Raw genomic sequence first — 14732 nt, 5'->3', positions numbered from 1 at the left:
GATCGGAGATTACCGGTTTCCCCACCCGTCACGGGAAGAACCGGCGAGTCAGGTCATTGCGGCGGCAGTTGCGCCAGCTGAACGAGGCGTACGCCCTCCCGCCGGGTGACCAGCCGACCACGCCCCGGCGGCAGCGGTCCGGGTCGCACCGGCCCGACGAGTGCCCCCTCCTCGGGGCTGCCCGCCATCACCAGGCCGGCGGTGGACAGCTCCCGCAGGCGCTGCACGATCGGCTCGTACTGGGCTCTGCTCGCCCCACCGGACCGGCGGGCCAGCACCAGGTGCAGCCCGATGTCCCGGGCGTGCGGCAGGTGGTCCTCCAGCGCGCGCAACGGGTTCGCCGGCCCCGCCGCCACCAGGTCGTAGTCGTCCACCAGCACGAACAGCTCCGGCCCGGACCACCAGGACCGGTCCCGCAGCTGCTGCGGGGTGACCTCCGGCCCGGGAGCCCGCCGCTCCAGGTAACCGGCGGCCGACTCGACCAGGTCGGCGGTGTGTGCCGCCGCGGTGCCGTACCCGATCAGGTGTGGCGTCTCGATGGCACCGAGCAGGCTGCGCCGGTAGTCGACGAGGATCACCCGGGCCTGCTCGGGAGTGAACCGCGTGATGATCGACGTGGCCAGCGCGCGCAGGAACGACGACTTGCCGCACTCCGAGTCCCCGAAGACGACGAAGTGTGGCTCGGTGGCGAAGTCGAGCAGCACCGGACGCAGGTCCGCCTCCGCGATCCCGATCGGCAGCCGCAGCCCGGTCGTCGAGGTGAGGTCCAGATCGGCGTACGGCAGCACCGGCGGGAGCAGCCGCACCCGGGGCGCCGGAGCGCCCGCCCACCCGTCGGCGGCCCTCTTGACCAGGTCGGCGGTGTCTCCACCGGTACCGAGCTGAGGCAGCGCGGTGAGGAAGTGCAGGCCCTCAGCTGTCACCCCTCGGCCGGAGCGCTCGGGAACGTTGGCGGCCGCGCGCCGGGCCACCAGCGAGTCGGTCGGGTCCCCGAGGCGCAGCTCCAGCCGGGAGCCGAACAGGTCCCGGATCGCCGGGCGGAAATCCATCCAGCGCAGCCCGGTGGCGACCACGTGCACCCCGTACGACAGACCCCGGGTGGCCAGGTCGGTGACGAGTGGCTCCAGGTCGTCGTACTCGCCGCGGATGGTGCTCCACCCGTCGATCACCAGGAACACGTCGCCGTACGGGTCGGCGCCCGGCTGACTGGCCGTCCCCGCTGCCGCTCGGCGCTGCCGGTACGCGGCCATCGACTCCACGCCCAGCTCTGCGAAGCGGCGTTCCCGGTCGACCAGCAGGGTGGTCATCTCGCCGACGGTGCGTCGTACGGCGGTCGGGTCGGCGCGGCCGGTCACCCCGCCGACGTGCGGAAGGTCGCGCAGCGCGGCCAACCCGCCGCCGCCGAAGTCGAGGCAGTAGACCTGCACCTCTGCCGGTGTGTGAGTGAGTGCCAGCGCGCAGATCAGCGTGCGCAGGGCTGTGGACTTGCCGCTCTGCGGCGCACCGACCACCGCTACGTGCCCGGCGGCGCCGTCCAGCGCCAGCCAGAGCAGGTCCCGGCGCTGCTCCAACGGCTTGTCCACCACCGCCATCGGCACGCCGAGTGCCCCGTGCAACTCCGGGTTGCCCACTGTCAGCCCGCGTTTCGGGTGCACCTCGACCGGACCGAGCAGCTCGTCCAGGGCCGGCGGCTGGCCGAGCGGCGGAAGCCAGACCTGGTGTGCCGGCGGGCCCTGCCCGACGAGCCGGTCCACCAGCAGGTCGAGCAGCGTCCTGCCGCCCTCCTCGTCCGCCACGACGGGCACGACCGGGACGGCCGGCTCGGGCACCGGTACGACGTGGGTGGTGAAGGTGAGCAGCCGCGCGCCTCCCTCGGCGGCGACGCCGCCCGGCGCGGCCCGACGGCGGACGGCACCGGAGACGTACGCGGCCTTGAACCGGGCCAGCGGGTCGGTGCCGGCACGCAGGTAGCCGTGGCCCGGTGAGCGGGGCAGCTCGTGCGCGTCGGCCACGCCGAGCACCGTCCGGGACTCCAGCGCCGAGAAGGTGCGCAACCCGATCCGGTACGAGAGGTGGGTGTCCAACCCGCGGAGCCGGCCCTCCTCCAGGCGTTGGCTGGCGAGCAGCAGGTGCACGCCGAGCGAGCGGCCCAGCCGACCGATCTGCACGAACAGGTCGATGAAGTCGGGCTTTGCGGAGAGCAGCTCCGAGAATTCGTCGCAGATCAGCAGCAACGACGGCAGCGGTGCCAAAGGGCTGCCGGCTGCCCGGGCCCGCTCGTAGTCGCGCACGCTGGCGAAGTTGCCGGCGCGCCGCAGCAACTCCTGGCGGCGGACCAACTCCCCGTTGATCGCGTCCACCATGCGGTCGACCAGGGGCAACGCGTCGGCCAGGTTGGTGATCACGGCCGCGGTGTGCGGCAGCCGGTCGAACGAGGTGAAGGTCGCGCCACCCTTGAAGTCGACGAGCACGAAGTTGAGCTGCTCGGAGCTGTGCGTGGCGGCGAGCCCCAGCACCAGCGTGCGGAGCAGCTCGGACTTGCCGGAGCCGGTCGCCCCGATGAGCAGGCCGTGCGGACCCATGCCGTCCTGGGCGGACTCCTTGAGGTCCAGCTCGATGGCGCCGCCATCCGCGCCCACTCCGATTGGCACCCGCAGTCGATCCCGTGCCGAGCGCGGCAACCAGCCCTGTTCCGCAGTGAAGCTCTCCGGGTCACCCAGACCGAGCAACTCGGGGAGGCCCAGGTCGGCCTGGAGTGGGGCGTCCGGTCCGCGGGCCGCGCCGGCGAGCCGCAGCGGCGCCAACCGTCGGGCGACAGCCTCGGCGTCGGCCAGGTCCAACTGGTCGGCGGTGCCCACCTCGGCGTGCCCGTCGGACGACCGCGAGTGCAGCCGTCGGCCGTGCAACTCCAGCAGCAGCGCGTACCGGTCCAGCAGTCGGGGCGGTGGGGTGTCCAGGTCCAGCACTGTCACCGCGTCGATGCCGCCGTCGCCGGTCAGGTCACTGGCACCGGTCAGGTCGCCGCCGTCGAGGACCACCACCACGTGCGGGCCGTCGGTGGCCGGGCCGGCCGGGCTGAACCGGGACCGGGTGGCCAGCACGTCGGCCAGCAGCGACTCCAACTCGGCGGCGGAGCTGGTGACCAGGCGTATCGGGCCGAGCGCGTCGGTGCGGCCGGGGTGGTGGGCGTGCGGGAGCCACTTCACCCACTCCCAGCAGGCGCGGCGCTCCGGCCCGGCGCAGACCGCCACGAGCAGCTCGTCGGGGGCGTGGAAGACCGCCAGCTGGGTCAGCACGGCCCGGACCAGCGCCTGTACCGCCGGGTCGCCGGTGGGTGGCCCGCCGGTGGTCGGGGTGGTCGCCCGGCCGCGGCCGGCGGGGCGTACGTGCACCCGGGCGAAGCTGCGCAGCGACAGCGCCACCGGCAGGTCCGGCACCACTGAGTACGCGTCCAGGAAGCGGCGTAGCGCGCCGGCGGTCATCGGCTCCAGCTCCTCCAGCGGCCGGGTGACCGGTGGGACGAGTGGGGTGGCCAGTGTCTGCGGCCCGACGGCGACCCGCACCACAGCGAAGTCCGGGTCGGCGGGGCGCCGCTCCCAGACCCGGTGGCTGTCCACAGTCGACCAGAGGCGGCCCGGATCCGGGTGCCGGTAGTAGAGCCCGGCCCGTTGCTGGCCCGCGGTCCGCCGGACCCGCCGCCGCAGCGTGGCCAGGTGGCGTAGGTACTCCCTGCGGGCGGCCATCATCTCGGACTTCTTCGGGGTGCCGGAGGCGCTGCCCCAGGACGTCACCAGCATCGCCAACGAGGAGAGCCCGAACATGCCGCCCACCACGTACGAGTAGGCCCCGCCGCCCCGGCCGAACATCATCGCCATCGCCACAGTGCCGCCGAGCATGGGCAGCAGCATGAGCAGCTGCTGCCACCGCCCGCCGGTCACCACGGGGATCTCCGGCGGTGCGTCGACCGACAGCTCACCGGCGGGAATCTCCGGCGCTGGTCGGCGCGGTGGGCGCTTGATGACGACGGTGGACACTCGGCCTCCTGACAGCGCTGGGTAACCCGAGCCTGGCTCATGGTAGGTAAAGTCCTGTCGTCCGCGCAGCCTCCGATCCCAGTCGATATGGAGACCAGTCGATGACTACCGGGCTGGCACGCGTCACCATCAGCGCGCCGCAACGACGGGTGGACGTCGCCCTGCCGGAGCAGGTGCCCCTGGCTGAACTGCTGCCCGACTTGCTCCGGCACGCCGGCGTCGGGCTGGCCGACGACGGCGAGCAGCACGGCGGTTGGGTGCTCCGCCGCACCGACGGGGCGCTGCTGGTGACCGCACAGGCGCTGCTGCCGCAGGGGGTCCGCGACGGTGAGGTGCTGCACCTCGTGCCGGCCCGCGCGCACTGGCCCGAGTTGGAGTACGACGACGTCATCGAGGCGATCGCCGACGGTGCTCGCCGCCGCGGCGGCGCCTGGTCGCCCACCGCCACCCGGGCAGCCGGTCTGGCCGGTGCCGCCGTACCGCTCGCGGTCGGACTGCTCGCGCTGCTCGCCGGCGGCCCGACGCACCGGGCCGGTTGGCTGGCGGCCGTCGCGGTGGCGCTGGTGCTCACAGTCGCCGGCGGCGTGGCCTCCCGCGCCAACGGCGACGGCACCGCCGGGGCGACGCTCGGCGGCTACGCGCTGCCCTACGCGTTCACGGCAGGTGCCCTGGCCGTCGGCTCCGGCGACCCGGTCGGGCCGATCGGGCCGGCCCGCTGGGTGGGCGCCCCCGAACTGCTGGCCGGCTCGGTCGCGCTGCTGCTGGTGGCGCTGATCGGTCTCCTCGGGGTGGCCAGTCGGCTGCGGGTCTTCGTGGCGGGTGTCACCGTCGGCCTGATCGGCGCGGGGGCCGCGCTCGGTGGGCTGCTGATGACCACGGCCGGTACGGCGGCGGTGCTGCTCAGCGCACTGGTCTTCGCCGTCGGCGTGATCCCGCTGCTGGCCATCCGGCTGGGCAAGCTGCCGCTGCCGCCAATCACCCTGCCGGCCGCCACGTCCGCTGAGGAGCCGGAGCGGGTCCGGGATCTACCGGACCGGGGCCGGGTGCTCGCCGCGGTGATCCGCACCGAGGAGATGCTCACCGGAATGCTGATCGGCCACGCGCTGCTGGTGGTGGCCACAGCTGTCGTACTCGTGGTCGCCGGTGGCACTGCCGGTCGGGTGCTGGTGGCGGTCACCTCGGCCGTGCTGCTGCTGCGGTCGCGGCTGTTCGTGGCGCTGCGACACCGGGTGCCCACGGTGCTCGCCGGGCTGGCCGGCTACGCGGCGCTGGGCGCGGTGCTGGTCGGCCGGGCCGACGAGACCGGGCGGTTGGTGCTGGTCCTGGGCGGGGCGGCACTGGCCCTGGTGGCGGTCGCCAGCGGCACCGGGTACGCCCGTCGGCCGGTCTCGCCATACCTCGGGAGGATCGCGGACCTCACCGACACGGCCCTGGTGGTCGCCGTGGTGCCGATCGCCTGCGCGGTGCTCGACCTGTACGACCGGGCCCGAGGGTTGCTCGGTTGAGCGACCCTCGGGCCCGGTGCGTCAGCGGTCGTCAGTGGGCGGATTCGCCGCGCGCCTCGGCGTCCCTGGCCCGCTGGTAGGAGGCGTGGATCTCGGCCTCGGCCTCGGTGCGGCCGACCCAGGTCGCGCCCTCCACCGACTTGCCGGGCTCCAGGTCCTTGTACACCTCGAAGAAGTGCTGGATCTCCAGGCGGTCGAACTCGCCCAGGTGGTGGATGTCGCGCAGGTGCTCCTGGCGGGGGTCCTCGTAGGGCACGCAGAGGACCTTGTCGTCCCCGCCCTTCTCGTCGGTCATCCGGAACATGCCGATGGTGCGGCAGCGGATCAGGCAACCCGGGAAGGTCGGCTCGGGGACCAGCACGAGGGCGTCCAGCGGGTCGCCGTCCTCGCCCAGGGTGCCCTCGATGAACCCGTAGTCGGCCGGGTACTGGGTGGAGGTGAAGAGGGTGCGGTCCAACCGGATCCGGCCGGTCTTGTGGTCCACCTCGTACTTGTTCCGGTGACCTTTGGGGATCTCAACCGTCACGTCGAAATCCATCTGCACGCTCCCTCGTCTGCCCACGCTGGCTAACGGAACCACTGGCGGCCCTCCGGACAGGTGAATGCCCACCCGCCGACTCCGGCCGCCGCATAGTCTTCGGACCGAAGTAGTGTCACCCAAGCCGATTTTCGCTGGGGGAGGAGGGGGTCGTGGGGAGGGAAGATTCACACTACCGCCCGGACGGGGGCTCCGCGCACGGTACCGGACGATCCGGCTCCGGCAGTGCCAAGGGGCGGGTCCCGGTGCCGGAGGCGCACCTCCCACGGGCTCCCGAAGCACCGGCCCCGGCACCGGAGACGGTGCCCGAGCGGCCTCCGCCGCTGCCCTGGCGCCCGCCGACCGGGTCGGCGTCGCCCGCTCCGAACACCGGTCACTTCCCGGTGGCCGGCAGTGAGCAACCGGTGAGCGGCCCGCCGCGCGGCAGTGCCACGGTCCCGGTGAGCCCTGCGCCGCTCAGCCCGTCGTTCGGTCCCGGGCCGACCGGCCCCGGCGGGGTCCCCCCGGTGGGCCCGCCGATCTCCGCGTTGCCGGCACCCGCCGATGCCGCACCCGCACCCGCGCCCGCCGCACCGCGCCGCCGGAGGCGGCTGCCGGTGGTGCTGGCCGCCGTGCTCCTGCTGGTGCTCGCCAGCATCGGCGTCGTGATCACCCGTCCCGGCCCGGTCGCCGGGTGGCTGGGCGACGACGCCGGGTCCGGGCCGAACGCCGTCGGCGTGACGCCGGAACCCGCCCCGTCGGACGTGCTGGGCGGCCCGGATTCGAACGCCCCGGTGCCCACCCCGGACGGGGTTCGTGCCGTGCTCGATCCGCTGGTCGGCGTCGCCGTCCTCGGCGACCGGGTGAACGTCTCGGTCGCCGACGTGATCACCGGTCAGACGCTGTTCGCCAAGGGGGCGGACGACGGCACCGTCCCCGCCTCGGTGACGAAGCTCGCGACCGCGGTGACCGTGCTGGCGGCCCGGGGGCCCGGCTACCGGATCCCCACTCGTGTGGTGGCCGGTGCGAAGGCCGGCGAGGTGGTCATCGTCGGAGGTGGCGACCCGACCCTCGCGATCAACAAGAAGGGCTACTACCCGGGTGCGGCGCGTCTCGACGACCTGGCCGCCCAGGTGCGTACCGCGCTCGGCGGCACACCCCCGACCAGCATCGTCGTCGACGGCTCGGTCTACTCCGGCCCGGTCTACGGCCCTGGCTGGGACGACGACATCCCCACCGGCGGCTCGGGCGGCGCGGTGACCGCGTTGATGACCGACGGCGCGCGTACCGACCCGGGCGTCGAGCACGGGTCCGCCCCGCGGTTCGCCGAGCCGGACCTGGCCGCAGGCAAGGCGTTCGCCCGGTTGCTCGGGGTGCCGACCGACGCCGTGAAGCGTGGCACGGCCCCGCCTCAGGCGGCGGCCGGTGCCAGCCCGGTGCCAGGTACCGAGCTGGGCGTGGTGCAGTCTCCGCCGCTGATCCGGCTGGTCGACGTCATGATCAGTGAGAGCGACAACCTGGTGGCCGAGGCGCTCGCCCGGCAGGTCGCGTTGGCCCGTGGTCAGCCCGCCTCCTTCGACGGCGGGGCCGCCGCCATGGACGCCGAGGTGGCGGAGTTGGGCCTGCCCGCCGAGGAGATCAGCGTCTCCGACGGCAGCGGCCTGTCCCGTCTCAACCGGATCAGCCCTTCGCTGCTGACCGATCTGGTCCGGTTGGCCGCCAGCCCGGACCACCCGGAGTTGGCCGGCGTCTTCGGTGGCCTGCCGGTGGGGGGTTGGTCCGGGACCCTGAACGAGCGTTACCGCACCGCCGCCGGCACCGCGGCGGGCGCGGGCAGCGTCCGGGCCAAGACCGGCACCCTGACCGGCGTGCACTCCATCGCGGGCCTGGTCACCACCGCCGATGGTCGGCTGTTGACCTTCGCGGTGCTCACCGACAAGGTGCCGGGTGACCGGGACACCGCCCAGCCGGCACTGGACCGGATCGCCGCCGCGTTGGCCGGTTGCGGCTGCGGCTGACCGTCGCCGGTTCGGGGTGAGGCCGTCGCCATCGGTGTCTATCGAGGGCGCGAGCCCGGGCCGGGGTGTCGCGGCGCGGGTACGGTGGGTCCATGGCGCAGTTCGTGGACTGGGATCTGGCCGCCGCCACGGCGGGGGCGTTGAGCAAGTCTGGCCCTCGCGTGTCGTACGCCGAAGCCACCGACGTGGTCGGCGACCTGCGTCGGCTGACCGACGAGGCGGCCGGGCACGTGGCCGACTACACGGGGTTGCGGGCGCAGGTGTCGCATCCGCCGGTGCGGGTGGTCGATCGCCGCGACTGGGCCGCTACCAACATCGCCGGTCTCCGCGAGGTGATCACTCCGCTGGTGAGTCGGCTCTCCGGCGACAAGCAACCGGGCGCGTTGACCGAGGCGATCGGGTCCCGGCTGACCGGGGTGCAGGCCGGGACGGTGCTGGCCTACCTCTCCGGCCGGGTGCTCGGCCAGTACGAGGTCTTCTCGGCCGATCCGGGCCAGTTGCTGCTTGTCGCACCGAACATCGTCGAGGTGGAGCGCAAGCTCGGCGCCGACCCTCGGGACTTCCGGCTCTGGGTGTGTCTGCACGAGGTCACCCACCGCACCCAGTTCACGGCCGTGCCGTGGATGCGGGCCTATTTCCTCAGCGAGGTGCAGGCGTTCGTCGACGCCTCGTCCAGTGGAAGTGAGCACCTGGTGGAGCGGTTGCGGCGCGGGGTGGCCACGTTGTCCGAGGCGGTCCGTGACCCGGAGAGCCGCACCAGCGTGCTGGACATCGTGCAGACCCCGGCACAGCGGGCCGTCCTGGACCGGCTCACCGCGTTGATGACCCTGCTGGAAGGGCACGCCGAGTTCGTGATGGACGGCGTCGGCCCGCAGGTGATCCCGAGCGTGGAGCGGATCCGGGCGTCGTTCAACCGACGCCGGGAGGCGGGTAACCCGCTGGAGAAGGCGATCCGCCGGCTGCTCGGGGTGGACGTCAAGATGCGCCAGTACGCCGAGGGACGCAAGTTCGTGCACGGGGTGGTGGAACGCGTCGGCATGGACGGGTTCAACTCGATCTTCAATTCGCCGCTGACCCTGCCGCGACTGTCGGAGTTGGGTGACCCGGACGCCTGGGTCGCCCGGGTGCACGGCCCGGCCGGCACCATCCCGGCCGCTGGCTGACCACCCGCCGGTGGCCGCGCTCGCCCCGCCGGTGGCAGCGATCCGGGTGGCGGTCCGCCGCGCTCTGACCGGTCTGCCGTCCGGCGGTCCGGTGCTGGTGGCCTGCTCCGGTGGCGCCGACTCGCTCGCGCTCGCGGCGGCCACCGTCTTCGTGGCGCCTCGGCTGGGCCGCGCCGCAGCGCTCGTCACCGTCGACCACGGCCTGCAGGACGGCTCCGCGGAGCGCGCCGAGGCGGTGGCCACCTGGGGGCGAGGGGCCGGCTTCGGGTCGGCGACGGTGGTCCGGGTGGAGGTGGCCGGGCGTCCGGGCGGGCCGGAAGCGGCCGCCCGCGAGGCCCGCTACCAGGCGCTGACCGAGGCGGCCCGGCAGCAGAACGCCGTCGCGGTGCTCACCGGGCACACCCGTGACGACCAGGCGGAGACGGTACTGCTCGCGCTCGCCCGGGGCGCCGGCCCTCGAGGACTGGCCGGGATGCCCGCCCGGCGTGATCTGGGCGGGGTGCCGCTGCTGCGCCCGCTGTTGGAGATCGGTCGGGAGCAGACGCGCGCCGCCTGCGCGGTGCTCGGGCTGAGCCCGTGGCAGGACCCGCACAACACCGACCCGTCGTACGCCCGGTCGCGGGTGCGGGCCGAACTGCTGCCGGCGTTGGTGCGGGCGCTCGGGCCGGGCGTGGTGGACAACCTCGCGCGTACCGCCCGGCTGGTGGCCGCCGACAACGCCGCACTCGACGAGTTGGCGGGGACGGCGCTGGCGGCGGCCCGGTGCCCCGACGGCGGCCTGTCCGTGCCGGCGTTGCTCGGCCTGGTTCCCGCCGTACGCGGCCGGGTGCTGCACTCCTGGGCCCGCGAACTGGGCGCGCTGCCGGGTGCCCTGTCGCATCGGCACGTCGCCGCCCTGGACGCCCTGGTCACCGATTGGCGCGGTCAGGGCCCGGCGGACCTGCCCGGCGGTGTCCGGGTGCTCCGCCGCGACGGCCGACTGGCCTCGGTGCGCCCCGCCTGACCTGACCGGCCGGTCTCAGCTGCTGTGCGCCCGGTCCCGGAAGGTGGTCCGGTAGCTGTGCGGGGTGGCACCGACCCGACGGCTGAAGTGGTGGCGCAGCGCGGCGGCGTCGCTGAAGCCGGACTGGTCGGCGACGGCCTCCACGCTCAACGGGGTCTCCTCCAGCAGCCGCCGGGCGAGCAGCACCCGCTGGTTGGTGAGCCAGTCGTGCGGGGTGGTGCCGGTCTCGGCGCGGAACCGGCGGGCGAACGTGCGGGGCGCCATGCCGGCGCGGGCGGCCAACTCCTCCACCGTGATCGTCCGGTCCAGGTGACCCATCAGCCACTCCAGCACCGGTTCCAGAGTGGGTGCCTCGGGGGCCTTCGGGATGGGCGCCTCGACGTACTGGGACTGACCGCCGTCGCGGTGCGGCGGGACCACCATCCGCCGGGCCAGCCGGGTCGCGGTGGCCGAGCCGTGCTCCTGGCGGATCAGGTGCAGGCAGGCGTCGATGCCGGCCGCCGTGCCGGCGCTGGTGAGCAGGCGACCGTCCTGGACGTAGAGCGAGTTGCAGCGCACCCGGGCGCGGGGGTGCCGGCGTTGCAGCTCGTCCACGTACCGCCAGTGGGTCGTGCACTCGCGGTCGTCGAGCAGCCCGGCCTCCCCGAGCAGGAAGGCTCCCGAGCAGACGCTGAACAGGTGCGCGCCGCGGGCGTCGGCCCGGCGTAGCGCGTCGAGCACCGGACCGGGGACTGTGGTGCCCTGGCTGTGCGCGGGGATGGCCACCAGGTCGGCCTCGTCGACCGGGCCGAGGTCGGCGTGCGGGGTGAGGTGGAAACCGGACGAGGTACGCACTGGTGCGCCGTCCGGGCTGCACACCTGGAAGCGGTAGGCGGGAAAACCGTCGGCTGTCCGGTCGGTGCCGAACACCTCGGCGAGTACGCCGAGCTCGAAGGGAGCGACCTGGTCGAGGGCGAGGACGGCAACGGACCGCAGCATGTGACGAGGGTAACCCGACAGGTGGCAGTAAATCGATGACCAATGGCATTCCTGCCACTGTCCGGTCGCTTCATCAGGGCGCAGACTGGTCTCAGTCCGGTGCGCACCGGCGGCGAAACCGACAGCAATCATGCGAAAGCGAGCGCCGCCATGGAGTTCCTGTTCTTCCTCCTGTTCCTCGTCCTGCTCGTCGCCGCCTCGGCGGCCGGCCTCACCGTCGACAGCCACGATTCGGCCGACTGGAAGCCGAGTGACGATGGCCGTCGCTGGCGGTCACGCACCAACTGATGTGATTAGCGTTGTTTGCGTAGAAAATCCTTGGCGGGACCGCGCCAAAAGGTGCGGCCCCGCCGACGGAGGCCATCCGACGTACGGCAGGCTAGGAGTCATGGCTGACGGCTCCTGGTACGACGCCGACATCGACCACGTGATCATCTCTGAGGCGCAGATCCGCGAGAAGACGGCGGAACTGGCCAAGCAGGTCTCCGCCGACTACGCCCACGTGGGCGACGGACTGCTGCTGGTGTGCGTACTCAAGGGTGCGGTGATGTTCATGGCTGACTTCGCCCGGGCGCTGGGCCGCAACGGCCCGCCGGCGGAGCTCGACTTCATGGCCATCTCGTCCTACGGCCAGGGCACCACCTCCTCCGGGGTGGTCCGCATCCTCAAGGACCTGGATCGGGACATCGCCGGTCGGCACGTGATCGTCGTCGAGGACATCGTCGACTCCGGGCTCACGCTCTCCTGGCTGCTGCGCTACCTCGAGTCGCGCTCGGCGGCGAGCGTCGAGGTGGTCGCCCTGTTCCGTAAGCCGGACGCGGTGAAGGTGCCGGTCGGAGTGAAGTACGTCGGCTTCGACATCCCCACCGAGTTCGTGGTCGGGTACGGCCTCGACTTCGCTGAGCGCTACCGGGAGTTGCCGTACGTCGGGGTGCTCAAGCCCGAGGTCTACGCCCGCTCCTGACGCTGGCCCGACCCGTCGGAGCGGCCCGCCGGTCGACATGAGCCCGAATTGCATCGGCATCCATCAAGCCGACGTTCAGCGCGCTCTCAGCTGATGCGGTTACCGTGTAGCACGGTGGCCCGGAGGTTTCTCCGCGCTCGACCCTCTCGATCGCGTGACCGGGCGCTCGGGTGGCCGAGCCGGACTCCCCGCCACGCCGGCTTCCACCCGGACTCGCCGTACGTTGGCTGCGGGGCTGGTGGGCCTGCCCACGGTGCGTGTCGTCGATGTCGAAGGCGCGCAGAGTGCGGGGGCTCGCAGGTTCGCTGCTGGCGTACGCGGTCTTTTGATGGTGCACGACTGCGGGGCTCGCAAGCTCACTCCTCGCGCACACGGTGTACCGTCGAATGACCGCGGCGCGGTAGTTTTCGCGCCTCGGGGTCGAGGCCGGCCCGCACGGCGGCTCCGGCCGCCGCTCAACGCGGCGACACCATCAGACGGTCAGGACGTCGATCAGGAGGATGCGGGCGCCCCGGCGCTCGACAACAGTATGGAACGTACGCGTTTCTTCCGCCGACCGGTGGTCTGGATCATCCTGGTCATCCTCGGCGCCGTTGTGCTCAGTCAGCTGTTCACCAGTGGTCCCAGCTACCACCGCGTGGACACTTCCGTTGCGCTCGATCAACTGCACACCGCCAAGATCAACAAGGTGGTCTTCCAGGACAAGGAGCAGACGCTCCAGCTGGACCTGGCCCAGAAGACCAAGTTCGGTAAGACCGAGACCAACAAGATCGAGGCCCAGTTCCCGTACCAGGCTGGCGACCAGATCTGGAACGAGGTGCTGGACGCCAAGGCGAACAACCGGGTCACCGGCCCGGCCGACGCCAAGGTCTCCTCGGACAGCATCTGGGTGAGCCTGCTGGTCAACCTGCTGCCGATCGCGCTGCTCGTGCTCCTGCTGCTGTTCTTCATGTCGCAGATGCAGGGCGGCGGCTCCCGGGTGCTCAACTTCGGCAAGTCCAAAGCGAAGATGATCACCAAGGACACTCCGAAGACGACCTTCGCGGACGTCGCGGGTGCCGAGGAGGCCGTCGAAGAGCTGTACGAGATCAAGGACTTCCTGCAGAACCCGGCCAAGTACCAGGCCCTGGGCGCCAAGATCCCGAAGGGCGTGCTGCTGTTCGGCCCGCCCGGCACCGGCAAGACGCTGCTGGCCCGCGCGGTCGCCGGCGAGGCCGGGGTGCCCTTCTACTCGATCTCCGGCTCCGACTTCGTGGAGATGTTCGTCGGCGTCGGCGCCAGCCGGGTCCGTGACCTGTTCGAGCAGGCCAAGACGAACGCCCCGGCGATCGTCTTCGTCGACGAGATCGACGCCGTCGGCCGGCACCGTGGCGCCGGCATGGGCGGCGGCCACGACGAGCGGGAGCAGACGCTCAACCAGCTGCTCGTCGAGATGGACGGCTTCGACACCAAGGGCGGGGTCATCCTGATCGCGGCCACCAACCGGCCGGACATCCTCGACCCGGCGCTACTGCGCCCGGGCCGGTTCGACAGGCAGATCCCGGTGGACGCCCCCGACATGGAGGGCCGCAAGGCCATCCTGCGGGTGCACGCCAAGGGCAAGCCGTTCACGCCCGACGTCGACCTCGACGCGGTGGCCCGTCGCACGCCTGGCTTCAGCGGCGCCGACCTCGCCAATGTGATCAACGAGTCGGCCCTGCTCACCGCTCGTAAGGAGCAGCGGGCGATCTCCAACGACTCGCTCGAAGAGTCGATCGACCGGGTGGTCGCCGGTCCGCAGCGGCGGACCCGGGTGATGAGCGACAACGAAAAGAAGATCACCGCGTACCACGAGGGTGGCCACGCGCTGGTCGCCTGGGCGCTGCCGCACGCCGCGCCGGTGCACAAGGTGACGATCCTGTCCCGTGGTCGCTCGCTGGGCCACACCCTGGTGCTCCCGACCGAAGACAAGTACACCCAGACCCGTGCCGAAATGATCGACACCCTGGCGTACGCGCTGGGCGGCCGCGCCGCAGAGGAACTTGTCTTCCACGAGCCGACCACCGGTGCCGGCAACGACATCGAGAAGGCCACTCAACTGGCCCGCGCGATGATCACCCAGTACGGCATGAGCTCCAAGCTCGGCGCGATCAAGTACGGCACCAGCGGGGACGAGCCGTTCCTCGGCCGCAACATGGGCCACGAGCGGGACTACTCGGACTCGGTGGCTGCCGAGATCGACGGCGAGATGCGGGCACTGGTCGAGCTGGCGCACGACGAGGCCTGGGAGATCCTGGTGGAATACCGGGACGTCCTGGACAACATCGTGCTCGAGCTGATGGAGAAGGAAACCCTCTCCACGGCCGACATGGCGCGGATCTGCTCCCGGGTGGTCAAGCGCCCGCCGCTGGCGCCGTACAACGGCTTCGGCAAGCGTCAGCCCTCCACCGAGCCGCCAGTTCTCACCCCCGCGGAGAAGGACAAGCTCAAGGCGCAGGCCCAGGCTGACGGCGCGCAGGCGTCGGTCGGCGGCGTGGCGCCGTCCAACAACTCGGACGGCACGCACTGAGC

General features: G+C 72.4%; 10 protein-coding genes. 7 read left to right on the top strand and 3 right to left on the bottom strand.

From position 1 onward, the window contains the following. Positions 1-53: 53 nt before the first annotated feature. A complete protein-coding gene (eccCa, locus tag NIE79_RS33160) occupies positions 54-4034 on the bottom strand; it encodes a type VII secretion protein EccCa (protein ID WP_238682314.1) in 3981 nt (1326 codons plus the stop codon). 101 nt (positions 4035-4135) lie between these two features. On the opposite strand from eccCa, the gene eccD reads away from it, so the two are divergent. Further along, entirely contained in the window at positions 4136-5539 is a 1404-nt protein-coding gene (gene eccD / locus NIE79_RS33155) for a type VII secretion integral membrane protein EccD (protein ID WP_238682313.1), read from the top strand. 31 nt (positions 5540-5570) lie between these two features. Here eccD and NIE79_RS33150 read toward each other — a convergent pair whose 3' ends face one another. After that, on the bottom strand, positions 5571-6077 hold the full coding sequence (locus tag NIE79_RS33150) for an inorganic diphosphatase (RefSeq protein WP_109816465.1): 507 nt from the start codon (positions 6075-6077) through the stop codon (positions 5571-5573). A gap of 527 nt (positions 6078-6604) precedes the next feature. Between NIE79_RS33150 and dacB the strand changes: the two genes are divergently transcribed. From dacB to tilS, 3 genes are all read left to right on the top strand, one after another. Further along, positions 6605-8074, top strand: a complete 1470-nt coding sequence (dacB, locus tag NIE79_RS33145; protein WP_308193263.1) for a D-alanyl-D-alanine carboxypeptidase/D-alanyl-D-alanine endopeptidase — start codon at positions 6605-6607, stop codon at positions 8072-8074. A gap of 92 nt (positions 8075-8166) precedes the next feature. Next, positions 8167-9237 (top strand): Rv3626c family coenzyme F420 biosynthesis-associated protein, encoded by a 1071-nt coding sequence (locus NIE79_RS33140; protein ID WP_238682311.1) that lies wholly within the window; start codon positions 8167-8169, stop codon positions 9235-9237. A 10-nt stretch (positions 9238-9247) separates the two neighbouring features. Further along, on the top strand, positions 9248-10240 hold the full coding sequence (gene tilS, locus NIE79_RS33135) for a tRNA lysidine(34) synthetase TilS (protein WP_238682310.1): 993 nt from the start codon (positions 9248-9250) through the stop codon (positions 10238-10240). Between the two features lie 15 nt (positions 10241-10255). Here tilS and NIE79_RS33130 read toward each other — a convergent pair whose 3' ends face one another. Further along, positions 10256-11218, bottom strand: coding sequence for a GlxA family transcriptional regulator (locus tag NIE79_RS33130; protein ID WP_238682309.1), 963 nt, complete (start codon positions 11216-11218; stop codon positions 10256-10258). A 42-nt stretch (positions 11219-11260) separates the two neighbouring features. Between NIE79_RS33130 and NIE79_RS33125 the strand changes: the two genes are divergently transcribed. From NIE79_RS33125 to ftsH, 3 genes are all read left to right on the top strand, one after another. Beyond that, positions 11261-11506 carry a hypothetical protein gene (locus tag NIE79_RS33125; RefSeq protein ID WP_238682308.1) on the top strand — a complete coding sequence of 82 codons (246 nt, stop codon included), beginning with the start codon at positions 11261-11263 and terminating at the stop codon, positions 11504-11506. A gap of 100 nt (positions 11507-11606) precedes the next feature. Continuing rightward, a complete protein-coding gene (hpt, locus tag NIE79_RS33120; RefSeq protein WP_238682307.1) occupies positions 11607-12182 on the top strand; it encodes a hypoxanthine phosphoribosyltransferase in 576 nt (191 codons plus the stop codon). A 529-nt stretch (positions 12183-12711) separates the two neighbouring features. Then, entirely contained in the window at positions 12712-14730 is a 2019-nt protein-coding gene (ftsH, locus tag NIE79_RS33115) for an ATP-dependent zinc metalloprotease FtsH (protein WP_238667228.1), read from the top strand. Positions 14731-14732: the final 2 nt, after the last annotated feature.

The organism is Micromonospora trifolii (assembly GCF_022229005.1).
Taxonomy (GTDB): Bacteria; Actinomycetota; Actinomycetes; order Mycobacteriales; family Micromonosporaceae; genus Micromonospora; species Micromonospora trifolii.
This window is presented reverse-complemented; position numbering and strand designations above follow the sequence as displayed.

Excerpts from the sequence above, each read along its gene's own strand:
- NIE79_RS33130 (WP_238682309.1), bottom strand. The coding sequence starts at position 11,218 with ATGCTGCGGTCCGTTGCCGTCCTCGCCCTCGACCAGGTCGCTCCCTTC.
- ftsH (WP_238667228.1), top strand. The coding sequence starts at position 12,712 with ATGGAACGTACGCGTTTCTTCCGCCGACCGGTGGTCTGGATCATCCTG.
- NIE79_RS33140 (WP_238682311.1), top strand. The coding sequence starts at position 8,167 with ATGGCGCAGTTCGTGGACTGGGATCTGGCCGCCGCCACGGCGGGGGCG.
- NIE79_RS33150 (WP_109816465.1), bottom strand. The coding sequence starts at position 6,077 with ATGGATTTCGACGTGACGGTTGAGATCCCCAAAGGTCACCGGAACAAG.
- eccD (WP_238682313.1), top strand. The coding sequence starts at position 4,136 with ATGACTACCGGGCTGGCACGCGTCACCATCAGCGCGCCGCAACGACGG.
- hpt (WP_238682307.1), top strand. The coding sequence starts at position 11,607 with ATGGCTGACGGCTCCTGGTACGACGCCGACATCGACCACGTGATCATC.
- NIE79_RS33125 (WP_238682308.1), top strand. The coding sequence starts at position 11,261 with ATGGCATTCCTGCCACTGTCCGGTCGCTTCATCAGGGCGCAGACTGGT.